The following is a 22,695-nucleotide window of genomic DNA, read 5'->3' as shown; positions in this document are numbered from 1 at the left end:
ATAGACACCGCTTATACTGGAGGTCCGGTTTCTTTCGGATAGCGACGCGAGGCACTATCCGATGGAACTCGCAGAGGTGGACTCGGCTGCCCTGTTCGGTTTGATTACGATGGTGACGTGGGGGATTTGGATCGTCGTGGGCAACGCCGCCTCCGAGTCCATGGACCCGCGAACCGCCGCCGCCATCTCGTATCTCGTCGCGGCGCTGCTCGCGTTCGGCTTCATCGTCGTGTCGGACGCGTCGCTCGTCGTCACCGCGAGAGGGGGACTGCTCGCCGGGGTGGCCGGGCTGTGTACCGGCGTCGGCCTCATTTCGATGTACATCGGCTTCACCCACGGCTCGACGACCGTCGTCTCGACCCTCGGAGCCATGTACTTCGTCGTCGCGGCCGTCATCGGCGTCGTCGTTCTCGGAGAGAACCTCACCGTAACGAAACTCACGGGCATCGCGTTCGCCGTTCTCGGTATCGTCCTGGTCACCCGTTGAGTCGCGCCTCGGCCCGTGGCCCTGCGGTCCCGCGTCTACTCCTCGCGGTCGTCGTCGGTCTCCTCGTCGTCAACCTCCTCGTGATCCGCCGCCTCGTCGCCCGCCGCCTCGCTCACCGAAACCTCCGTCTCGCGGTCCCGCCCCGACTCCCGCTGTAACTCCTCGGCCCGGAGTTCGGCCCGGGTGTAGGCGTCGTACACCGCGTAGAGCCACACCGCGGGCGCGAGGAAGAAGCCGATGAGGACCATCACCGAGGCGGTGGCGACGAGGAAGCCGACCGCGAAGACGAGGCCGCGTTCGAGTTCGCGGTTGTACAGCTGTCCGAGGCCGGGGAAAACCGCAGACAGCACCGCCGCGACGAAGGGATTGCCGCCCTCGAACAGGTCGTCGAGCGCCGAGTCGACCGACGACTTCGGCGGGTCGCGCTGCCGGACCCCGCACTCGGGGCAGATTTCGGCGCGCGCGTCGATGACCGCGCCGCAGTCGCGGCAGAACGCCTCGCCCGGGCCGCGTTCGCGAGTCGAGTCGTCCGCGGGGGTCGATGCCATACCTCCCCTCTGTCGGCAGCGGACGTTAGTCCTGTGGCGGTCGGGCATCAGGACGACCCGCGGCCACGTCCGAAGGCCCCCTCACGGGGACCACCGCTCACACACAGTACAGAAACGGCTTCATCAGCGCGACGCGGTCGCCGTCTTCGAGTCGCGTGTCGAAGCCGTCGAGGTTCTCGTTGAACACGCCGTTGACGAGCACGCGGGCGTAGGGTTGCGTCTGCTCGCCTTCGGGGTTCTTCCGCCACGTCCCCGGCGGCCGGTCCACCCGCGCCCACCCCCGCGTCGTCGCGTCCGCCTCGCGCTCGGCGATGACCAGGTCGCGCACGTCGTACGCCGCGAAGAACGCCTCAAGGAACGCCCGGAGCGTCTCGCCCTCGAAGGTGAACTCCGTCCGGTGGGTGCCCGCAGCCGACCTGACGTGGCCGGTCAGTTTGACCTCGACGGTCGTCTCCACTCGCTCGGCTGTCGCCGCCGTCTCTCCTGTCGCCGCCGTCTCCGCCCGCTCGGCTGTCGGTATCTTCATGCGTCCTCATACGCGCCGGGAGAGAATGAGCGAGGCCCCGAACACGTTCGACCGCGAAACGAACAACCGGGGTGAACTGTTGCCTGCCGCACATCTAATTCGTCGGCGGGACGATTCAAAGGCGCAATGCGAATCGTTCCAACTCGCCTGTACGGTGCGGTCGTGCACAGCTCAGTGTTCCTCGGTGCGTCCACCATCGCCGAGGTGTTCGTCGCGTCCGCGCTCGCCGGTATCGGGCCGAACGTCGCCCTCGCCGTCGGCTTTCTCATCACCGTCGGCATCTACAACTTCGACAAACTAGCGGACCTCGACGCCGACGAAGAGAACTACGCGGAGCGGACCGCGTTCGTCGCCGCCCACCCGCGGCTGTACGCCGGCTTCTCGACGCTCGCAGTCGTCGGCGCGCTCTGGCTCGCCGTCCGGCACGGCGGCGTCTACGGACTCGGGCTGACGCTGTTTCCGGGCGTCGTCGCGGTGTTTTACAGCGCCCCGGTCGTCCCGCTTCCGTCCGTCGACCGGCTCAAGGATATCTTCCTCGTCAACACGGCGTCGGTGTCGCTCGCGTGGGCGGTCCTCGTCGGCTTCGCCCCGCTCGCGGTCGCCGCGACCGCGCCCGAGTACGCAGCGGGCGCGGCCGTCGCGGCGGTCTGGTTCTTCCTCCGTTCGGCCATCTCGGTCGAGGTCCACAACGTCCGAGACGTGGCGGGCGACGCGCAGAACGGCGTCGAGACCCTGCCGACGGTTATCGGCGTCCGCCGGACGCAACTGAGCCTCTACGCGCTGGAACTGGTCTCGGTCGGACTCGTGTGGGTCGCGGCGCGAGCCGGTGTGGTCCCCGCGTGGGCCCCGTTCGCGCTCTTGCCCGCCGTCGCCTACTCGACGTGGATTACGTACGCGCTCACCGAGACGGACCGGTCGATCGAGCGGCTCTGTACGCTCCGCGACGCGGAGGGTGTGCTGATGGCCGTCGGCGTCGCGGTCGTCGCCGCGGCCGTCGGAACCGGCGGTACGCTCGCGTAACGCGTCGGTCGGAGACGGGACACCCGAGACCGGCGCGGAGTCGGACCCGGGCCGGGACAGTCGGACCCGGTTCTTGAATACTCTTTTGACATATGGTGTATAATTACCGTGGTAGTGACTCCGAACATCGAGTGGAGGGCCGTCGAACAGTTGGTGTTCGGAGGTGCGGTCGGTCCCCAGCTACTCACGCAGCCGGTTTCCCTCGTGGTCATCATCATCGGGCTGATGGTCACGTCCGGCGTCGTAAGCGGCTACGTCGCCCTGTTCGCGTGGCAACGGCGGTCGATGCCCGGGGCTATCGGGCTGGGCGTGCTCGCCCTCGCCAGCGGGTGGTGGTCGTCGGGCTACCTCCTCGAACTCATCGTCGCGGACGTGGCACTCAAGCTCACGCTCGCTGACCTCCAGTGGGTCGGCGTGCTCGTGGCACCCATCGCCTGGTTCTTCTTCGCGTTCTCCTACGCCGGCCGGGACCGATTCACCGCTCGGCCGTCGCTTTGCGTCCTCTCGGTGCTCCCGGTAATCGGCCTCGGCGCCGTCTGGACCAACTCTCTCCACCACCTGATGTGGACGTCAGTCACCGTCGTTCCCGCGGTCGGCCGGGCCATCACCATCCTCCAGATGGAGTGGGGGCCGCTGTACTGGGTCGTACTGGGATACAGCTATCTGCTGTGGCTCGCTGGCGCGGTCGTTATCCTCCGAACGGCGCTCGATATGCCGGACATCTACCGGTTACAGGCGATCACGCTCGTCCTCGGGACGCTGATGCCCGTGCTCGGGAACTTCGCCACGACGCTCCTCGAACTGTACGGCGCGGCAATCGACATGACGCCCGCGGCGTTCACGTTTGCGGGGCTCGCCTGCACCGTCGCTATCAGCCGCTACGAGCTCCTCGAATCCCGACCGGTCCCCCGCTGGGTCGCCCGCGAGCGCGTCGTCGAGACGATGGCCGACGCGGTGGTCGTCACCGACACCAAGTGGCGCGTCACCGACGTGAACCGGGCGGCCGCGCGGGTTCTGAACGACACCGCGGACGAGCTCAAAGGCCGCCCCGTCGGCGACGTTATCGATGAGTTCTCGCCCGACCAGCGGGACACGGACCAAGTCACGGTCAGACTCGGGTCGAGCCAGCGGTACTTCGAACTCCGGACGAGCGCCTTCTGCGACCACCACGGCCGCGACATCGGCCACGCGCTCGTCTTCCGCGACGTGACCGACCGCCGGCTGAACCTCCAACAGCTCGAAGTGATGAACCGCGTCCTCCGCCACAATCTTCGGACCGAAGCGAACCTCCTCGAAGGCTACGCCAACCTCGTCTTGGACGACATCGACGGCGGCGAGTTCGACGACGCGCGGGACCACGCGAAGACGCTCCAAGACCACGCGAAAACGCTCGTCAACATCAGCCAGAAAGCGCGAAAGCTCGGTGTGACCCGCGGCAGCGACGGGAACGGCGACGTGCAACTGCACCCCGCGGCCGTCCAGATACGCGCCGCCGCGGACGCCGTCCGCACCGACTTCGCCTGTGCGAACGTCCGACTCGTCGAACTCCCCGACCGCGACGTGGTCTGTGCGCCCACGCTCGAACCAATCGTCCGCGAACTCGTCGAAAACGGCGTCCAACACAACGGGTCGTCGACGCCGGTCGTCTCCGTGACGGCGGGCTGGGAGGACGACGAACTCGTGATTCGAATCGAGGACAACGGCCCCGGCATCAACGCGAGCGAACTCGCCGCCATCGACGCCCACGGCGAGACGCAACTTCGACACGCGAGCGGCCTCGGCCTCTGGCTGGTGAAGTGGGGCGTCGACCAGCTCGGCGGGACGGTCGTGTTCCATCGCCGCGAGGAGGGCGGGACCGAAGTGGTGCTTCGCATCCAGGCGGTTCGAAGCGAGTGATCCGAGTCCGAGAGCACCCAGACTCCACCCGACCGAGATTCCAATTTTGATAACTACACTCGCTGAGACAAGTCAATTAACCAACTGGTATCGCGGGATTCGAAACGCTGGAATCGACGGAGAGCGCCGGAAACCGCCGAGATATTCGATTCCATAAAACTTCATCTCTGTGCCACGACGCAGTAAATTCTTAAATACGAATACTCAGCAAAGCACGGTATATGCCTACCCAAGGCGATAACGCCGGGTCGGAGTCGCCCACCCCGACTCTCGAATTCGGTGCATCCTCGACTTCCGGGGCGGCAGGTGCAGTCCCGGCACCCGTCCCCCCGGACGACCCTCGCGCGTGGTACGCGCCGACCGTCCGCTCGCAGTACGAAGTCGCCCCCGATACCGTCGTCACCATCAGCGACGCGGACCACGGTTTCGACTACGCGGTGCGAGAAGCGACGCTCGGCGCGCGCGAGACCGACGCGCTGGAGACCGTCCGCGACCACTTTTCGACGGTCGTCCGCCGGCGACCGCTCACCCGCGAGGGCGCGGTCAGCCGCGCAGAGACCGGACTCTCACCGAAGTACCGCCGTATCTTCGACCGGCTGCTCGACCTGACGCCGACCGCCCGGAGACGCGTCGAGCGCCACGCGCTGTCCGAACTTCGGCTCCTCGGTGCAGTCACACCGCTGGCGCTCGACGATAGAATCGAAGTCGTCGACGCCGGCCGCGGCGACGGCTCCGAGCGACTCGTCGTCCACACCGAGGACTTCGCGCCGGCGACGACGACGTTCGACTCCGACGTGTCGTTCGCCGACCGCATCGCCGCCGAGCGAATCGACCACTACACCGTCCCCTTCGCCGGCTACGACGTGGACGTGGTAATCTACCGCGACCGACTCCTCGGCGACGACCGCTTCGCCACGAAGTACGCCGTCCTCGAACCGGACCTGGTTCCCGGCGACGCCGAACTCATCGAGGAGTGCAAAGAGCGAATCTGGGAGGCGAACGTCAACGACGTGGTCGCCGACCGCATCGAGTTCGTCCGCGACCGGGCCCGCGAGTTCCTCTCGCGGCGGCTCACCGCCCGCAACACCCGAGCGTGGGTCGACGCCACGAGCTTCCGGGTCCGCGCCGCGCTCTCGGAGTACGGTCTCGCGCTCCCGCCGGTCGACCGCCGGTTCGCCGAGGACCGTCTCGACGACCTCGTCTACTACGTCCTCCGCGACTACGTCGGCGAGGGCGTCCTCACCGTTCCCATCCGTGACCCCCATCTCGAAGACGTGGAAGCGAACCGTGTCGGCGAACGAATCAAAGTCATTCCGCGGGCGGACGTGACCGGCCACGGCGGCCTGCGGGTGCCGACGAACCTCGTCTTCGAAGACGAGACCGAGTTCACGAACGTCGTGACCCAACTCGCCGCCGCCGACGGCGTGGAGCTGAACGCCTCGAACCCGAGCGCGAAGGTGAACCTCCGACCCGGCGCGGTCGGCGGCGACCCCGCGTCGGCCGACACCGACGAGACGATTCGCTGCGCCGTCGCCCTCCCCGTCATCTCCGAGGGCGGCCCGCACGTCTCGATTCGCAAGCAGACCGGCGACGTGCTCACGCCGGTCGACCTCGTCGAAAGCGGGTCGGTCTCGACCGAACTCGTCACGCTGCTGTGGCTCTGTTACGAACACCACCGCGTCGTCCTCTTTTCCGGCGCGACCGGCGTCGGCAAAACCACGCTGATGAACGCGCACATGCCGTTCGTCCCCTACGACCACCGGCCCATCAGCATCGACGAGGGCTCCCGGGAGGTCCATCTCCCCCACGAGACGGGCGTTTCGTTGACGACCCGCGACCACGAGTCCGAGTTCAAGCGCGTCACGATGGCCGACCTGATGACGGAGGCGAACTACCTCAACCCCGACGTGGAGGTCATCGCCGAAATCAACACGCCCGAGTCGTTCGCCACCTTCGCCGAGACGCTCAACACCGGCCACGGCGTCATCGGTACGACCCACGCCGCCGACATCGAGACGCTCGTCAACCGCGTCATCGAACAGGGGCTCCCGCCGTACCTCCTCCGCGAACTCGACCTCGTCGTCTTCCCGCACAAAGTCGACGGCGAGCGGTACGTCTCCGAGGTCGTCGAACTCGTCCCCGAGTCCGAGTACGACGAAACGTGGGGTCGACGCGGCGTCATCGAGAAGGACGGGCGCACGCTCCACTGGAACACGGTCGGCCGCCGGACCCCGGACGGCTCGTTCGATCTCTCGTACGAACACCCGCAGCTGGGCGACGACCACCGGCGCGTCGGCGTCCGACTGTTCCACCGCATCGCCGAGGCCACCGACCGCGACGTGGAGGCCGTCGAGCGCGAGTTCCACCGAAAACATCGCTACGTGGAGTACCTCGTCCGCGAGCAGATAACCGACGTGGACCGGCTGTTCGGCTTCCTCTCGGACCTCCGGACCGACGAGGCCGCGACGGTCGAGCGCGTCCGCCGGCGGATGGCCGAGCGGGATTCGGCCGACGGAGACAGCGCCGCCCGAGGCGGGGTGGACGACCACACCCACCACCGCGACCGCGACGACGAGGCCGACCCGTGACCGAGTTCGACGCCGGAGCCGACGAGCGACGGGTCGGCCGCGTCCGCTCGCTTTCGGTCCTCGACAGGGCGCTGTACGCGCTGTTCGCCCGCCACGTCGACGCCGGGCGACACGACCGGGACCGCCGCCGCTACCGCGGCACCGACATGCGGATGAGCTTCGACCTCTATCTCGCCCGCGCCTACGGCCTCGCGTGGGCGACCGGTCTGTTCGTCGCGTTCCCGACGGCGCTCGTCGCGCTCGCGGTTCCGGATTCGACGGTCGACGCCGTACTCGACGTTCTTCGGGCGGCGCTCCCGCTTTTCGAACACGTCCCGATACCCGTGGTTCCGCGGCTTCCGGTGGTCGGGGCGTTCGCACTCGCGGTCGCGGTCGCGACGCGGCGTGTCGTCCTCGCCGTCGCCGGGCAGTACCTCGGCTGGCTGGCGACCGCGCGGCGAGAGAACATCGAGCGAACGCTGCCCGGCGCGGTCCGCTACCTGCACGTCCTCTCGTCGGGGAGCGACGGCCCTCGCGGGATGCTCCGCCGCGTCGCTGAAACCGACGCCTACGGCGAGACGGCAATCGCCTTCCGGAGCGTTCTCAACACCGCCTCGCTGACCGGCAACGTGAACGAGGGCCTGCGGCGCGTCGCCCGCGACACGCCCTCCGAGGGGATGCTCGCGCCGTTTCTCCTGAAGTTCCGCGAACACGCCGGACAGGGCAGCGACGCGCTCCGGAACTACCTGCGGATGGAGAGCCGGATGCTCGGCCACCGACAGGACCGCGCCCGCGAGCGCGCCGAGGGCTTCCTCGAACTGCTCGCCGAACTGTTCATCGTCCTGCTCGTCCTCCCCTCGTTGCTCGTCATCGTCCTCACGGTGATGAGCGTCATCGCGCCCGGCCTCTCCGCGCCGGTTGCCACGCCGCTCGGCCAGACGACCACGCGCGGCGTCGTCGTCTATTCGAGCGCCGCGTTCATCGTCGGCGTCGGGCTGGGCGCGAGCGTGCTCGTCGCCGGACTCCGACCCCCGGACCAGTCCGTCGAGTACGACCGGCCGGCCGGCGCGCTCCGCGTCCTCGACTCGACGCTGTCGAACCCGGCCAGCGCGGCCGCCGTCTTCGTCTTCTCGGGGCTCGTCGTGGCCGGCGTCGCCGCGTTCGTCGGTGCCGACGCCGTGGGAGTCGCACTCGCCGGCTACGTCGCCTACGCGGCCCCGGTCGGACTCGTCGGCGTCCGCCGCGCCCGTCTGGACGACGCGAAGGACCGCGAACTGAAGGATTTCGTCCACGCCGTCTCCGGTCACGTCAACCTCGGTCGACCCTTCGGTGAGGCGGTCGAGCGCGTCGGCCGCGACGTTGACCTCGGCCCGCTCGACGCGGACGTCGCCGACCTCGCGCTCAACCTCCGCTTTACCGCGCCAAGCTCCGGCACCGACGTGAACCTCCGGACGGCCGCGTTGGCGCGGTTCGTCGACCGCGTCGGGACGCCCATGGCCGAACAGACCATCGGCCTCGTCGTCGGCGCGCTCGACGGCGGCAGCGATACCGGGACCGTCTTCGACACGCTCCAGACCGAAATCGGCCGCCTCTACCACGAAAAGCGCGCGCTCCGCTCGGGGCTGCTCGTCTACGTCGCGGTCGGCTGGACGACCGCGCTCCTCGTCGTCGGAATCACCGTCGCCGTCAACGTCCACGTCTTCGACGGCTTCGCCCAGCTTTCGACGCTCTCGACCGGCAGGTCGTTCGCCATCAACGCCGGCGCGGTCGACCTCGAACGCGACCGCTACCGGATGTACGTCGTCACGCAGGCGACGATGCTCGCCTCCGGCTGGTTCGCCGGCACGGCGAGCCGCGGTCGGTACGAGGCGTTGCTCCACTCCGCCGCGCTCGTCGTCGCGTGCTACCTCGTCTACGCCGGGGTGGGCCTGATATGAGCGCCACCCGCGGCCAGGCGAACGTCGTCGGCGTCGCGCTCCTGCTCGGCGTCGGCGTCGTCGCCATCGGTCTCCTGACCGCCAGCGTCGGCGGACTCGTGGACGCCCAGATAGCGAGTGCGGACGCTGACGCCGCCGCGGACGGCTTCTCGTCGTTCCGAGACGGCGTCGTCGCCGCCGCGAACGACAGCTACCCGGTTCGCGTCACCGACGGCGACCTCTCGCGGGTGAACAGGACGGTCCGAATCACCTCGGAGACGAGGCCGACCAGGACCTACGACGCCGACGGGTACGTCGCCGACCTCGGCGGCCATCGGGTCGCGTTCGTCGGCGGCGCGGTCGTCCGCGGCACCGGCGATTCCGCCGCGCTCGTCACGCCCGTTCCGGTGGCGTTCGCCGGCGACGCGGCGTTTCTCACGGTTCCCGTCCTGACCGCCGATGCCACCGACGGCGGTGGACTCGGGTCGGGTGCGGCGCTCCGAACGCAGACGACGCGAACCGTGACCGACCGCCCGGCCGACGGGTACGCCGTCGCCGTCGAGACGGCGACCCCCGACGCGTGGGAGCGAGCGTTCGAGCGCCGCGGTTTCAACACGACTCGAACCGACTTCGACGGCGACGGCACCGAGAGCGTCGTCGCCACCGTCCCCGACGAGCGGACGCTCACGGTCGCCCGATACGACGTTTCGGTGGTGATTGACCGTGGCTGACGCGTCCGAGCCGTCGTCGGTCGCCCCCGACGACTCCGGACCGGTGACGCCCGGGACCGGCGGTCGGGCCGCCGAGCGCGCCGTGGTCCCCGTCGTCGGCAAGGCGCTCGAAGCCGCAATCGTCGTGCTGTTCGTCGGACTCTTGACGACGGTGCTGTTCGGCGGCGTCGTCCCCGACCACCGCGCCGCGGTCGGTCACGAACTCGCCGACAGAACGCTCGCGGCGGCGACGGAGCAGGTCGAGACGACCGCCGTCGTCCCCGAGTCGGCGGTCCGCGGGTCCAGACGAGTCGACGCGGCGCTTCCGCGAGCGATTCGCGGGAGTTCCTACCGAATCGCGTACGTCCCGAACGCCACGCTCGCGACCGACCCGAACGTGACCGCACCGGCGCTCGTCCTCGACCATCCGAACGACGCGTTCGACCGGCGACTCCCGGTGACGCTCCCCGACTCCGTGAGCGTCTCGGGTGCGTGGGACAGCGGCAACGACTGCGTGGTGCGCGTCGTGGTCGATGACGACGACGGGACGACGCTCGAACTCGCGAACGGGAGGGCGGATGCGTAGTCACGGCGCGGCGCGCGCACAGACGACGCTCGCCGGACTCGCGGTGGCGCTCGTGCTCGTGACCGCGGTCACGGTCGGGGGCGTCGCCGCCGCCGACCGAGTCCTCGCGGACGCGGCCGGCGAGTCGCTCGAACAGCACCGCGCCGAGAGCGCCGCGGACGCGCTCCTCACGGAATCCCCGATTACGCGGTCCGACAACGGAAGCGACGCCGTCGACCTCACGCTCGCGAACGAGACGAACGCGACCGTGCTCGCCGCCGCCGTCCCGCCGCTCCGCGGCGCCGCGTTCCGCGTCCGAATCGACGGGCGAACCGTCGCCGAGCGGGGTGACCCGTCGAGCGGCTACACGGTTAGCCGCGGCGCGGTCGGCGTCAACCGGCGGACCGTCCGCAGGTCGATTAACCTCTCGGCGGAGCCCAACACGACGCTCACCGGGCGGACGAACCGCACTCGACTCGACGTGAATCCCGCGCCGAACACGACGGTGCAGACGATTTGGGTCGACGACAGGGTCGCACTCCACCAACCGGCCGGAATCGAGGGGCAACACGTCGTCGGGGTATCGTCCCGGCCCGACCACGAGGTCCGCGTCGAAACCACCGGCGACGAGCCGTCCGGGAGCGTCGACGTGTCAGCGACGGCGTTCGATGCGACGGTCGTTCGAATCGAGGTGACCGTGGATGCGTGACCGACGCGGAGAGCGCTCGCGGCGGTTGCGTCGGCACTGCGCGGCCGCCGACAGCACCCGAACGGACGACCGCGGACAGCTCTCGCTGACGGTCGTCGAAGCGGTCGTCGCGACGCTGTTCGTCCTCGCCGTTGCGGCGGGGTTCGCGCTCGCGCCGCCCGCGCCGACCGCCGAGTCGGACGCGCTGGCGCGGCAGGCGACGGACGCCGCGTCGCTGGTGGGGTCGGTCCCCGCCGAGGGACCGGGAACGCTTCTCGGCGTGGCCTGTGGGTCGCCGGCGGAGTTCGACGACCGAGCGGCGCGGCTTCACGAGGTCGCCGCGGCGGGGCTCCCGAACGGCGCGTTCGTCTCGCTCCGAACCGAAGTCGGGTCGGTCGGGAGACCGCCGCCGGAGACCGCGCGGGTGAGAACTGCGACCGCCGTGGTCCCGCGTTGTACCGCGACGCTGGAGGTGTGGTACCCGTGAACCGATTCAGCCGCGGTTCGAGCGACGCCGCCGCCTCGGGCGACGACCGTGGCCAGTTGGTGCTCGTCTCCGGAGCCGTCGTCGTCGTCGCGCTGCTCACGCTCCTCGTCGTCCACGCGCAACTCGGGTTCGCCGGGGTAACCGAAACGGCCGAGGCACCGCCGCTGGACGATATCGTCGAGACGACCGAAGACGCCGTCGAACTGGCGACCGCGGGTGTCGCGGGACGATACGACTGGGCGGAGCGAGACGCCGCAGTCGCGGACTTTCGGTCGCGGCTCAACCCCGCGCTGACGAACGTCGAACGCGCGCGCCCCGGCGGCGTAGCGTTGACGACGAACGACTCGGCGGCCTCCGGGTGGGCGCTCAGGAACTGCCCCGACGGTCCGTCTCGGGAGTTCGGGCCCTGCGTCGCCGACGACGGCGTCGTGGTCCAAGAGCGCGCGGGCGAGACGACCGTCGTCGCCGTCCTCGTGGACGTTCGCATCGCCACGCCGCGGTCGCGGACGGACCTGACGGTCGCCGCGCGCCCGAACTGAACCCCATCGGCTCGGGTCGTCGCGCACCCCGATGGAGACCGGTCTATCGAGGCCATACGTTGAAAATCAATAGTCTGTCTAATCCTAAAAAGTATATGGAAATAGACTATTCAAAGGGAAAGAACCGAACAGACACAGACCGGGCGTGAACATCCATAAAAAGCCAGTAACAGCCTATTATCGCAGATTCAATAGGGGATGCTAGTTTCTTCCGCATTGATGGCGTATCGAAATTCAGTTAGCCGAATATCAGCGTATTACGGGCTATGTGTCGGGTTTTCTTCTTTTACCCCCTCCGATAGAGTCGATTCCTCTGGCTCAAATTTGTCAATTTTTATTACATCAATGAAATTTGGTAATTATTGTTCTGACTCGGGTATGGAGCGACTCCGCGGCCGTGTCGGTCGGGTGTGCCTCCGGCCGACTCGAAGCGACTCAGTACGACAGCGTCCACTGGCGGTCGATGAGCCAGTCGTCCAACTTCCCGAGCGGGTCGTCGTCGACGTGCGTGCCGTGGCTCACGAGCACCGTCTCGATGTCGTAGTCGAACAGTTTGACGAGGTTCCGCTCGGCTTCCTCGTGGCTCAGGTCGTTGAACTGCGCCGCCGGCGGGACGAGGAATCCCGGCGGGAGACCGCGGCGGTCCGACCCCTCGACCACGTCGCCGGCGATGAACACGCCGTCGTCCTCCAACAGCAGGCCGTTGTTTGCGACCGTGTGGCCCGGCACCTGCACGATTCGAATCCCGCCGTCGAGCACGTCATCGTGGCGGAAGTGGCGGTCGGCCTCGATGTCGAGCGCGTCGTAGAAGCCCTTCGCGCCGCCGGGGACGAGCAGTTCGGGGTCGAACGCATCCAACACGGCGGGCGTCCCGCCGAAGTGACCCTCGTCGCCGTGGGTGATGACGAGTCGGTCGACACCGCCGAACTCCGACTCCAGCACGGACACTAACTCGTGGCCGTCGTCGGGGAATGCCGCGTCGACGAGCGTGGTCGTTCCGGCCGGTCGGTCTTCGATGACGAACACTCGGACGTGGTCGAACTGTATCGTGTACACTCCGTCTGCGACTGCTGTCACTGTCATGCGCGGTCGAGACTACGGCGAGTCGCGATAAAAGGGGAGACGCGCGTTCTCACGCGCGTGTAACGCGGCGGTCCGAAGCCGAGCCGACGAACCTGCGCGGCGGCGCTCCGGGCAGACTCGCGCCCCGACGGGCGCTACTCCTCGTCTGCGAGGGTCGAAACGACCGGGCACGACGCGTTCAGGAGAATCGACTGAGCGACGCTTCCGAACAGCATCTTTCCGGTTCGCGAGCGGCGTCGCGGACTCACCACGATATAGCTCGCGTCCTGTCCGTCGGCGTACTCGATGACTTCGTCGGCCGGGTTGCCGACGAGTCCCACCGTCTCGTACGGAACGTCCAGTCCCGACACGGAGTCTTCGGCCATCTCGGCGGCGGCCGACCGAATCTCGTCCATATCCTTCGGCTCCTCGGCCTGCGCGCTCGTCAGCCCGAGGTCGATGAACTCCGAGCGGGTCAGCGCGTGGACGACGTGGACCGCTTCGTCGAACGCCGCCGCCAGCGATGCGGCTTCCGAGACAACGTGTGCTGATCGACCTGACCGATCGACTGCTGCAACAACGACCATACCAGCGTGTACCACGGTGGGATATAATATCGTTTCGCCGAATCCCATTCGGAGCGACCACCGAGCGCCGCGTCGGCGCGATTCGCGGTTTCGGTTCGCGGTTTCGACAGCCAACGCGACACGTGAGTTCGACCGTCGAGCCGGATGTATTTCAACAGTATCGTAACTAAACCGAAATCGACCGAATCTCGTTACGGAGCTATGTCTGTAATTCCACTCCGAGTAGAACGAAAATTACCCCTGTCTTTCAACATCCTCGAAACGGAGCCGGTCAGTTCAAGCGGGTCGCCCGCGACATCGACGCCGTCGCGTGGGGGTGTGAGAGACCGGAGTGAACAGAATGGAACCGGGAGCCGACAACACTCCGGCAGCCGTCGTGAGCCGTCTCGGTGTTAGCCTCGGGCGCGCGCCTTGCCTGCTGTCGAAGCACCGCACGCGTCGCGAGCGCCGAGCGGTGCGCCGTTCGGGTGCAACCCGCGGGAGAAATCAGACGGGGAACGAACGCGGCGTGAGAAAAGCGTCGAGGGTGGCGGCGTTACGCGTTCGCGCGAATCGAGCGCACGGCGGGGAGCGCAATCGCACCCAGACCGAGCAGGATGATGACGAGGGCGATGGGACTCGTGAGGAAGATGGTCGGCGACCCGCCCGAGAGGACGAGCGACCGGCGGAGGTTCTCCTCCGCGATGGGCGCGAGGATGAGACCGAGCACCATCGGTGCCAGCGGGTAGCCCCGTAGCCGCATCGCGTACCCCAACACGCCCGCGCCGAGCATAATCCACGCGTCGAAGACGTTGCCGCGGAGCGCGATGGCTCCGATGACACACAGCACGAGGATGACGGGCCAGATGTGGGACTTCGGGATGTTGATGAGGCGCGCCCAGTAGTTCGCGCCGAGCATGCCGAAGATGAGGATGAACACGTAGATGAGGAGGAACCCGACGAAGATGGTGTACAGCAAGACCGGCTCCTCTTGGTACAGGCCCGGACCGGGGTTCACGTCGTGGACCAACAGCGCGCCGATGAGGATGGCGGAGACGGAGTCGCCCGGGATGCCGAGCGTCAGCGTCGGAATCAGTGCGCCGCCGGTGCTCGCGTTGTTCCCGGACTCGGCGGCCGCGACGCCGCGAACGTTCCCTTCACCGAACGACGGGACGCTGTCTTTGAGCCAGCGGGTGGCCTCGTTGTACGTGATGAACGCCGCGATGTCGCCGCCCGCGCCGGGAATCGCGCCGATGAACGACCCGAGGATGCCCGACCCGACGCTGACCGGCGCGATGGACCGCAGGTCGGAAAGCGAGGGGAACACGCCGGTTATCTCCTGGTCGACGCGGTCGTTCCCGCTGTTGATGCCCTGAGAGTACTTGCGAAGTCCCTCGGCGATGCCGAAGAGGCCAATCATGACGGCGATGAACTCGACGCCGGTGAGCAGTTCGGGGATGTCGAACGTAAACCGGTGGAAGCCGGTCACGGGGTCGATGCCGACCGTCGCAACGAGCATCCCGAGCAGACCCGAGACCATGCCCTTGGTGAGCGAGTCGCCGCTCACGCTGACGATGATGGTCAGTCCGAAGAAGGCGAGCGCGAAGAACTCCGGCGAGCGGAACCGGAGGGCGGCGTCGGCGATGACCGGCGAGAAGAACATCAGCGCGAAGACGCTGATGACGCCGCCGACGAACGACGCGATGGTGCTCACGCGAATCGCGCGACCCGCCTCGCCCTTCTGGGAGAGCGGGTGGCCGTCGAAGATGGTCGCCGCCGCCGACGGGGTACCCGGCGTGCGGATGAGAATCGCCGGAATCGACCCCGCGTACACCGCGCCGCCGTAGATACCCAACAGGAGAATCATCCCCTGACTCGGCTCCATCGTGAAGGTAAACGAGAGCAGGACCGCGATGGTCATCGTCGCGGTCATCCCCGGAATCGACCCCATGAGGATGCCGAGGAAGATACCGCCGACCATCAACAGGAGGATAAACGGGTCAGCGAGGTTGACGAGCGCCTGCCCGATGTATTCGACGACCATCAGAAGGTCACCGCCAGTGGGAGCTGCGGCAGCAGTCGAGACACCGGGATGATACCCTCAGGGAGGCGAACGAGGAAGATGCGGCCAAAGATGTAGAACAGCGCGATGGGGAACCCAATCGACAGCACTGCGAGCAGCAGCTTCGAGTGGATGTTCGAGTAGTAGAGGACGACCGGCATGAACACCATGGTCGACACGAGGAACCCGAGGTGTGGCATCACGAGGACGTACGCGACGAGGAACCCCGCGACGACGGCCGCGGGCTTGAAGTCGAACTCCGAGATTTCGAGCTCCGTCTCGGACCCCGTCAGCACGTCGATGCCGGCGAAGAAGATGATGCCGACCGACACCGCAATCGGGAAGAACGACGGCCCGACGCCGTCACCCGACGGGAACTGGCTCGCAAAGAAGACGACGACGACCGAAAACAGGATGAAGAAGACTGACAGCGGACTTGAACGAACGCTCTCCAAGCCGATTCTATCAAGGACGGCCCCGACTTTCTGAATCACCATTATTTGTTCTGCCTCGTGGTATGATACCAAGCAATCGTATGTAATAAACATATTGGTCTTTCCCCGTCCGTTCGGGGCTGAAAGTCACGACACGGGAGGTAAGTACGGTCGAGACCATCGTCCAGTCACCGTCGGAGACCGCCAGCGAGACTGGACAACCGCACACTGAAGCGTGGCCCGGCGGGCGGACGGTACGGTAGCGAAGTCGATATGTCCGCGGGCGACAACGCCGGGTTTCGCGCCCATCGATAGAATTAACCGGCGCTGCGAACCACCGTTCCACCGGAATGAGTGTCAGCAACGCCACCGAGGGTATCGACCAGATTCAGTTCGACCACGTCCGGGTCCTCGTCCTGAAGGACACGCCGACGGGGAAGACGACGCTCGTGGACACCGGCTTCGACGAGGACGGCGAGGAGCTCGTCGAGATTCTGGAGCGGGAGTACGGCGGCGTCGACCGCGTCATCATCACCCACGGCGACCACGGCCACCACGGCGGCCTCCCGTCGGTGATGGAGGCGTTCGACCCCGAACTCGTCGCGTCGGCCAACGAGTCGAAGCTCCACGAGGCCATCGACTACGAGCCTGACGTGACGTTCACCGACGGCGACCTGCTCGACGGGAACATCCGCGTCATCGAGGTGCCGGGCCACACGAAGGCGACCTCGGCGCTCCTGCTCGAAGACCGCGGCATCCTCATCTCCGGAGACGCCCTCGACGGGGCCGACCGCGCGGGCCTCCCGGCTGGCTACCTGCTCCCGCCGCCGGCGCTGTTCAACGACGACCACAAGGCCGCCGAAATCAACCTCTACGACCTGCTCCAGTACGACTTCGAGACGCTGCTCGTCTTCCACGGTTCGCACGTCTTCGAGGACCCCAAGGGCAAGCTCGACGACTTCCTCGTCGAGCGCGAGTGGGACCCCCGGCCGGAGTGACCCCGCCCCGTCGAACCGAGCGGCACCGGCGGTGTCACGATTCCCGATAGCCCACTTCGCGGCATGCTTTTCTGACGACCGACTGCGAAGCGGTCGCTCTGGACAGAGACAGACGAGTGGTGAACGAGCTGTGGTGTGAAACGAGCCGTGGCTGAGAACTGAACCGCGGCTATGAAACGGCGGCTGAGGGTGACTACGAGCGAGACGGAATCGGTCGCCTTACTCCCGAAGGACCGAGACGTCGAACACCGGCTTGCAGGTCTCGCCGGCGAGGAACGCCTCGAAGGCGTCTTCGGACTCGGTGAGTCGGTAGCGGTCGTCGAGGAACGTGGCGTGGTCCACGTCGCCCGAGCCGATGAGTCGGAACGCCCGCTCGAAGTCCTCGAACGTCGCGCCGTAGGTACACTGGAGGTCGACCTCTGCGCGGACGAGCGGCGTGAACTCCATCGTGGTCTCGCCGGTCTGGCCGACGAGAACTATCTGGCCGCCCTTGCGGACCTGCTCGACCGCCATCGGCAGGCCCGACGGGTGGCCGGTCGTGTCGAACACCACGTCGAAGCCGACGCCGCCGGTCAGCTCGCGCTGGGTCGCGCTCAGGTCGTCTTCCTCGACGTTGACCGCGGGGTAGCCGAGTTCCTCCGCCAGCGGCAGTCGGTAGTTCGTGTCCCGACCGACGCCCGCGACGACGACTTCAGCGCCCTGCGAAGCGGCTACCTGCGCGCAGAGCAGCCCGATGGGACCGGGACCGGCGACGAGCACTCGGTCGCCGGCTTTGACCCGGGAGTTCTGAATGACCGCACGCGTGCAAATCGCCGTCGGTTCGACGAGCGCCGCGTGCTTCGGTTCGACGTTCGACGGGACCGACTGGAGCGCCGACTCGGGGACGGCGATGTAGCCGGCGTACGCCCCATCGAGGTCGATGCCGGTCAGGACCGCGTCCTGACAGATGCTCTCCTCACCGATTTGGCATTGGAAACACTCGCCGCAGCCGCGAATCGGTCGCTCGACCACGCGCTCGCCGACGGAAAACCGGCTGGCTTCCTCGCCGCGTTCGACCACGCGGCCGGTGTACTCGTGGCCGATGATGGTCGGCATCTCCATCCGCTCGAAGGCGGACTTGAACTTGTAGATTCCCGCGTCGCTCCCGCAGAGTCCGGCGTAGTCGACTTCGATGAGGACCTCGTTGGACGCCGGTTCGGGTGTCTCGACGTCGACGAGTTCCATAGCTCCGGGCTCTCGGCTCGTTTTGGCTAACCCGCGCATACATCTCCTTGAATACCGCCGGGGTATAAATCTACGCTCTTGGGGGAGAAGCTTGCGGGCAACGGTCGACACGAACGCGAGCCGTCAAGCGATGTCGCGAGCGCGAGTCCCCGCGAATCCTCCCGTTTCGGCCGGCGCTCGCGGGCGCGCGAAATCGTTCAGAACTGCACCGCGGTATCGACCGTCGCGCCATATTCGGAGCGACCACAATGCTTATTGTATGGATTGTTCAAACATTCGGGTACAATGGGAGACGACACCATTAGCAATCGGAGTGGACGGAGCGCGCTGAACAGACGGAACTTCATCAAGGCCGCCGGCGTCGGCGGGGTTGCGCTCTCGGCCGGCTGTCTCGGCAGCCTCTCGGGAGAGCAAGAGTGGCCCTCCCGTCCGGTCGAGGTTATCTCGCCGTGGTCCGCCGGGGGCGGAGCCGACCGAACGAGCCGCGCGGTCGCAGACGCGGCTGAGAACCACACCGATGTCTCGTGGAACGTCAGCAACCAGACCGGCGGCTCCGGCTCGGTCGGGATGAACGCGGCGGCCAACGCCGAGCCCGACGGGCACACCATCGGCTGTACTGCCCCCGAGATTGCGCTGTTCGAGCACCTCGGTATCGCCGACCTCAGCCCCGACGACATCACGCCCATCATGCAGTACACCGAGTTCCCCGCGGCGCTCGTCGTCAGCGAGGACGCCGAGTTCTCCACGCTCGACGAGTGGATCAGCTACGGGCAGGATAACACCCTGCAAATGGCGAACTCCGGGTTCGGGTCGTCGTGGCACATGGCGGCGGCCGGCATCGCCAGCGAGGCCGGCGTCAACGTCGAGCACATCTCCTACGAGGGTGCCGCCCCGGCTATGACGGCCGTCGTGAACGGCGAGGTCGACTGTACCGCGGTCGGCGCGGCCGAGGTCGCGCCGCAGGTCCAAGACGGCGGACTGTCCGCCCTCGGCGTGGCGTTCGACCAGCAGGTCGAAGCGCTCCCGAACACGCCGACGCTCCAAGACCAGGGTCTCGACATCTCCATCGGCTCGTGGCTCGCGCACTTCGCGCCCGCCGGCATCGACGACGAACTGAAGCAACAGCTCGCCGACGTGTACAGCGCCGTCTACGAGGACGACTCGTTCGTGGAGTTCATGGAGAACAACAACTTCATCCGCGTCGAACGCGGCCCCGACGAGCTTCAGGACTTCCTCGACCAGCAGTACGAGTTCTACGGCAACCTCGTCGACGAACTCGGCATCGAAGAGCAGTAACGTCGCCACCGCCGCCATCGAATCCCGTTCCCCGCGACAGAGGCACCCGACTCGACACGTACCTGCGCCCTTCTCTTTTCGTCGTCTCCACACCGCGAGCGGCGGCGGTCCTCACAGCGCGCCCGCGACCCGCGACCCGCGACGCGGACCGCAAGCGTTCGACCGACCGATAGTTTAACGTGAATCGTCCGCATCGAGTCGGGTATGCACACGATAGAGCCCGACGTAGAGCGACCGGACCGCGAACTCGTCGAGGCGTTCGAGGAGATTCCGAGCACCATCGTCTCCGACGTGACCGGCAACATCGGACTGACCATGGACGCCGGCCTCCGGCCCGCCTACGACGGCGTCGAGATGGCCGGGACCGCGGTCACGGTGAAGGCCGCGCCCGGCGACAACCTCATCATCCACAAGGCGATTACGCTGACCGAGCCGGGCGACGTGCTCATCATCGACTGCGACGGCTACACCGACACCGGCCACGTCGGCGAACTGATGTGCACCTCGTGTCAGGCCAACGGCCTCGCCGGACTGGTCATCGACGGCGCGTACCGCGACAGCCGCGAAATCGCCGAGATGGAGTTCCCGGTGTACGGCCGCGGCGTCAATCCGCAGGGACCGCTCAAGCAGGACCCCGGCTCCGTCAACGTCACCGTCTCCGTCGGCGGCGTCAGCGTCGACCCCGGCGACATCGTCATCGGCGACGACGACGGGCTCGCGGTCATTCCCCGCAGGGGAGCCGAGGAAGTCCTCGAACGCGCACACGAGAAGCTCAGCACCGAAGATTCCGTCCGCGAGGAAGTCCTCAAGGGCGAGTACCTCTACGAACTCAACGGCTACGACGAACTGTTCGAGAACCTGACCATCGTCGGTCCCGAAGACTCGATTCACTAACGTCACCGAAGACGCGGCGAGCCGCGACGACGACCGACTCGAACAGTCCGCACGTCGACTGTCATGCCACCCGCGCGACCCGCGTTTTTCCCGAACCCCGACCAGTCGCGAGCGACGCGTCGGCCACGCGACCCCGGCGGTCAGGACGTTCGACCCGCCAAACTCCAACATCGTTGAAACGAATCGGTGCTATTAGGGACGCGGTGGCCCATCGTCAAGTCATGACGAACTCCACCGGGTCGGGCTCGCGGCGGATACAGAGCGTCGAACAGGCGTTCGACATCATCCGATATCTCCGCGAAGTCGACGGCGCGACGCTGTCGGAGACCGCCGAGGACATGGAGCTGCCGGTCAGCACGGCGCACATCCATCTGGCGACGCTCGTGGACACCGACTACGTCGTCAAGGTCGGAAGCGAGTACCATTGCAGCCTGCGGTTCCTCGAGATGGGCGGGGCGATGCGCGACGGGATGGCGCTGTACCGGGTCGCCAAGCCGGAACTCGACGAACTGAAAGAACAGACCGGCGAGCACACCAACGTGACGGTCGAGCAAAACGGGTTCGCCGTCCAGCTCTACAAGGCCCAGAGCCCGGAGTCCATCGACGACGACGCGCCGCTCGGCGACCACCTCTACCTCCACTCGACGGCGACGGGGAAGGCGATGCTCGCGAAGCACTCGCGGGACGAGGTCGACCGCATCGTCGACCGCCGCGGCCTCCCGGCCCTGACCGACGACACCATCACCGACCGCGAGGCGCTCCACGAGGAACTCGAAGCGATTCGCGACCGCGGCTACTCCATCAACCGTGGGGAACACTACCCCGGCGTCTGCGCGGTCGGCACCGCCATCGTCTCCGAGCCGGACGACGCCGTCGGCGCGATAAGCATCAGCGGCCCGATGAGCCGCATCGAGGACGGCCGCATCGAAGAAGAACTCGGCCCGGCGCTCCTGAACAAGAAGAACATCATCGAGCTGAAAATCAAGCAGTACTGAGCGGGCGACCGAAGCGCCGTCGGCCGCGGTCGCTGCGCTCGGCGGCGATCTCCCGTCGTCTCACTCGGGAGGGCTGTCCCACTCGGAGCCGTCGTCGGCCGGTTCGTAGTCGAGGACCGCCTTCGCGTGGTCGGTGTCGAACCAGCGAGCCTTGTTGCCGCTCACCGCGTAGAACGTGTCGTAGGTGACCGAGTCGTCTTCGAGACAGCATTCGAGCAGGTGCGCGAAGTCACGCTGCGAGGTCCACGTCGCCTTGAGCCGCTTGACCATCTCCTCGTACTCGTCGCTCCCGCGCTCCCACGAGCCCGTCTGTGACTGGTCCCACACCTCGCCGTCCTCGACTTTGTGCTCGTCGCCGCGGTCGACGCCGCGCTCAGCGTCGCCGTAGGGGTGGTCGTACTGCTCGGTCCGCACGCTGGAGATGCGAATCGAGTAGACCTGGCTCGGCGCGCCGTCGCGGCGAGCGTGCGTCCGGCAGATGTGCTCGCCGAACATCTTCGAGGCACCGTAGTAGCCGTCGGGCTTCGGGAGCGTCTCGTGGGTGAACCGAAGCGGGTCGTACTCGCTGGGATAGTCCTCCTCGTAGAGGTCGGGCGCGAGGTCCTCCTCGTACAGCCCCATCACGCGCTGGGAGGAGGCGTAGATGAGCTTCTCGACGCCGGCGTCCTCCATCGCCTTGAGGACGTTGTACGTGCCCATGATATTCGGCTCGATGATATCCTCGAAGGCCGCGCCCGCGTCGGACTGCGCGGCGAGGTGGATGACGGCGTCCTGCCCGTCGAACGCCGGGCGGATAGCCTCGTAATCCGCGATGTCTGCGACGAACGTCTCGTACTCCGGGTGTTCGGTCCGGTCGAGATACGTGAACTCGTACTCGTCGCGTTCCGCGAGGTGGTTGAGAATCGCTTCGCCCGCCTCACCGAACGGACCCGTGACTAGGACTTGCTGCGTAACCATCGATACTGAGGGATACGGAACTCCCCGATTTAAATCTTGGTGGCGGCGGTAAGTTCGTCTCGCTCGGAAACGCGCCGCTTCGACCGTCCGTATTTCGACATCGTTGAAACAAATATGGTCTGTAAGACCATGATAATTACAGGATTAAGTTTGTCATAGTTATCCGCGAAACGCCGTCGTCGACCGAGATTCGTGACTCTCGGATGGTTCCAACATTGTCAAAACGGCGGCGTGCGTGACTGTGTGTCGGGTTTCGAG

General features: G+C 66.9%; 22 protein-coding genes. 14 read left to right on the top strand and 8 right to left on the bottom strand.

Features of this window, described 5'->3' with window-relative positions; translation table 11 throughout:
- Positions 1 to 61: 61 nt before the first annotated feature.
- The gene (locus HVO_RS07710; RefSeq protein ID WP_004044309.1) at positions 62 to 487 is read left to right on the top strand and encodes an EamA family transporter; all 426 of its coding nucleotides are present in this window, start codon (positions 62 to 64) and stop codon (positions 485 to 487) included.
- 35 nt (positions 488 to 522) lie between these two features.
- Here HVO_RS07710 and HVO_RS07705 read toward each other — a convergent pair whose 3' ends face one another.
- Both HVO_RS07705 and HVO_RS07700 read right to left on the bottom strand, forming a co-directional pair.
- The gene (locus tag HVO_RS07705; RefSeq protein WP_004044310.1) at positions 523 to 1,035 is read right to left on the bottom strand and encodes a hypothetical protein; all 513 of its coding nucleotides are present in this window, start codon (positions 1,033 to 1,035) and stop codon (positions 523 to 525) included.
- A gap of 97 nt (positions 1,036 to 1,132) precedes the next feature.
- Positions 1,133 to 1,561 carry a MoaD/ThiS family protein gene (locus tag HVO_RS07700; protein ID WP_013035499.1) on the bottom strand — a complete coding sequence of 143 codons (429 nt, stop codon included), beginning with the start codon at positions 1,559 to 1,561 and terminating at the stop codon, positions 1,133 to 1,135.
- 126 nt (positions 1,562 to 1,687) lie between these two features.
- On the opposite strand from HVO_RS07700, the gene HVO_RS07695 reads away from it, so the two are divergent.
- The 9 genes from HVO_RS07695 (at position 1,688) to HVO_RS07655 (ending at position 11,949) form a co-directional block, all read left to right on the top strand.
- A complete protein-coding gene (locus HVO_RS07695; RefSeq protein WP_004044312.1) occupies positions 1,688 to 2,581 on the top strand; it encodes a UbiA family prenyltransferase in 894 nt (297 codons plus the stop codon).
- A gap of 114 nt (positions 2,582 to 2,695) precedes the next feature.
- Positions 2,696 to 4,477: a histidine kinase N-terminal 7TM domain-containing protein gene (locus HVO_RS07690; protein WP_004044313.1), complete on the top strand. Its 1,782-nt coding sequence runs from the start codon at positions 2,696 to 2,698 to the stop codon at positions 4,475 to 4,477.
- A 221-nt stretch (positions 4,478 to 4,698) separates the two neighbouring features.
- Positions 4,699 to 7,065, top strand: a complete 2,367-nt coding sequence (locus HVO_RS07685) for a type II/IV secretion system ATPase subunit (RefSeq protein ID WP_004044314.1) — start codon at positions 4,699 to 4,701, stop codon at positions 7,063 to 7,065.
- Entirely contained in the window at positions 7,062 to 8,981 is a 1,920-nt protein-coding gene (locus HVO_RS07680; RefSeq protein ID WP_004044315.1) for a type II secretion system F family protein, read from the top strand. Before HVO_RS07685 ends, HVO_RS07680 begins: the two co-directional genes overlap by 4 nt.
- Entirely contained in the window at positions 8,978 to 9,691 is a 714-nt protein-coding gene (locus HVO_RS07675) for a DUF7289 family protein (RefSeq protein WP_004044316.1), read from the top strand. Before HVO_RS07680 ends, HVO_RS07675 begins: the two co-directional genes overlap by 4 nt.
- The gene (locus HVO_RS07670) at positions 9,684 to 10,256 is read left to right on the top strand and encodes a DUF7266 family protein (protein WP_004044317.1); all 573 of its coding nucleotides are present in this window, start codon (positions 9,684 to 9,686) and stop codon (positions 10,254 to 10,256) included. Before HVO_RS07675 ends, HVO_RS07670 begins: the two co-directional genes overlap by 8 nt.
- The gene (locus HVO_RS07665; protein WP_004044318.1) at positions 10,249 to 10,944 is read left to right on the top strand and encodes a DUF7263 family protein; all 696 of its coding nucleotides are present in this window, start codon (positions 10,249 to 10,251) and stop codon (positions 10,942 to 10,944) included. Before HVO_RS07670 ends, HVO_RS07665 begins: the two co-directional genes overlap by 8 nt.
- Entirely contained in the window at positions 10,937 to 11,410 is a 474-nt protein-coding gene (locus HVO_RS07660) for a DUF7262 family protein (protein WP_004044319.1), read from the top strand. Before HVO_RS07665 ends, HVO_RS07660 begins: the two co-directional genes overlap by 8 nt.
- Positions 11,407 to 11,949 carry a DUF7261 family protein gene (locus HVO_RS07655; protein ID WP_004044320.1) on the top strand — a complete coding sequence of 181 codons (543 nt, stop codon included), beginning with the start codon at positions 11,407 to 11,409 and terminating at the stop codon, positions 11,947 to 11,949. Before HVO_RS07660 ends, HVO_RS07655 begins: the two co-directional genes overlap by 4 nt.
- Before the next feature lie 435 nt (positions 11,950 to 12,384).
- Here the strand turns inward: HVO_RS07655 and HVO_RS07650 are convergent, their stop codons facing one another.
- The 4 genes from HVO_RS07650 to HVO_RS07635 form a co-directional block, all read right to left on the bottom strand.
- Positions 12,385 to 13,032 (bottom strand): MBL fold metallo-hydrolase, encoded by a 648-nt coding sequence (locus HVO_RS07650; RefSeq protein WP_013035612.1) that lies wholly within the window; start codon positions 13,030 to 13,032, stop codon positions 12,385 to 12,387.
- Between the two features lie 134 nt (positions 13,033 to 13,166).
- A complete protein-coding gene (locus HVO_RS07645; RefSeq protein ID WP_004044322.1) occupies positions 13,167 to 13,598 on the bottom strand; it encodes a universal stress protein in 432 nt (143 codons plus the stop codon).
- A 535-nt stretch (positions 13,599 to 14,133) separates the two neighbouring features.
- On the bottom strand, positions 14,134 to 15,621 hold the full coding sequence (locus tag HVO_RS07640) for a tripartite tricarboxylate transporter permease (RefSeq protein ID WP_004044323.1): 1,488 nt from the start codon (positions 15,619 to 15,621) through the stop codon (positions 14,134 to 14,136).
- Positions 15,621 to 16,136 (bottom strand): tripartite tricarboxylate transporter TctB family protein, encoded by a 516-nt coding sequence (locus tag HVO_RS07635; protein WP_004044324.1) that lies wholly within the window; start codon positions 16,134 to 16,136, stop codon positions 15,621 to 15,623. Before HVO_RS07635 ends, HVO_RS07640 begins: the two co-directional genes overlap by 1 nt.
- Positions 16,137 to 16,423: 287 nt before the next feature.
- On the opposite strand from HVO_RS07635, the gene HVO_RS07630 reads away from it, so the two are divergent.
- Complete coding sequence (locus HVO_RS07630) at positions 16,424 to 17,071, top strand: MBL fold metallo-hydrolase (RefSeq protein ID WP_004044325.1); 648 nt, start codon at positions 16,424 to 16,426, stop codon at positions 17,069 to 17,071.
- A gap of 219 nt (positions 17,072 to 17,290) precedes the next feature.
- Here the strand turns inward: HVO_RS07630 and HVO_RS07625 are convergent, their stop codons facing one another.
- Positions 17,291 to 18,334, bottom strand: a complete 1,044-nt coding sequence (locus HVO_RS07625) for a zinc-dependent alcohol dehydrogenase (RefSeq protein ID WP_004044326.1) — start codon at positions 18,332 to 18,334, stop codon at positions 17,291 to 17,293.
- A 246-nt stretch (positions 18,335 to 18,580) separates the two neighbouring features.
- Between HVO_RS07625 and HVO_RS07620 the strand changes: the two genes are divergently transcribed.
- The 3 genes from HVO_RS07620 (at position 18,581) to HVO_RS07610 (ending at position 21,480) form a co-directional block, all read left to right on the top strand.
- A complete protein-coding gene (locus HVO_RS07620) occupies positions 18,581 to 19,591 on the top strand; it encodes a Bug family tripartite tricarboxylate transporter substrate binding protein (protein ID WP_004044327.1) in 1,011 nt (336 codons plus the stop codon).
- A 204-nt stretch (positions 19,592 to 19,795) separates the two neighbouring features.
- Positions 19,796 to 20,485, top strand: a complete 690-nt coding sequence (locus tag HVO_RS07615; protein ID WP_004044328.1) for a 4-carboxy-4-hydroxy-2-oxoadipate aldolase/oxaloacetate decarboxylase — start codon at positions 19,796 to 19,798, stop codon at positions 20,483 to 20,485.
- A 221-nt stretch (positions 20,486 to 20,706) separates the two neighbouring features.
- Complete coding sequence (locus HVO_RS07610; protein ID WP_004044329.1) at positions 20,707 to 21,480, top strand: IclR family transcriptional regulator; 774 nt, start codon at positions 20,707 to 20,709, stop codon at positions 21,478 to 21,480.
- A 60-nt stretch (positions 21,481 to 21,540) separates the two neighbouring features.
- On the opposite strand, the gene HVO_RS07605 is transcribed toward HVO_RS07610, so the two are convergent.
- Positions 21,541 to 22,437 carry an NAD-dependent epimerase/dehydratase family protein gene (locus HVO_RS07605; protein ID WP_004044330.1) on the bottom strand — a complete coding sequence of 299 codons (897 nt, stop codon included), beginning with the start codon at positions 22,435 to 22,437 and terminating at the stop codon, positions 21,541 to 21,543.
- Positions 22,438 to 22,695: the final 258 nt, after the last annotated feature.

The sequence above is a fragment of the Haloferax volcanii DS2 genome, assembly GCF_000025685.1.
Taxonomy (GTDB): Archaea; Halobacteriota; Halobacteria; order Halobacteriales; family Haloferacaceae; genus Haloferax; species Haloferax volcanii.
Note: the sequence above shows the minus strand (reverse complement) of the source record. Positions and strands in the feature narration are given on the sequence as shown.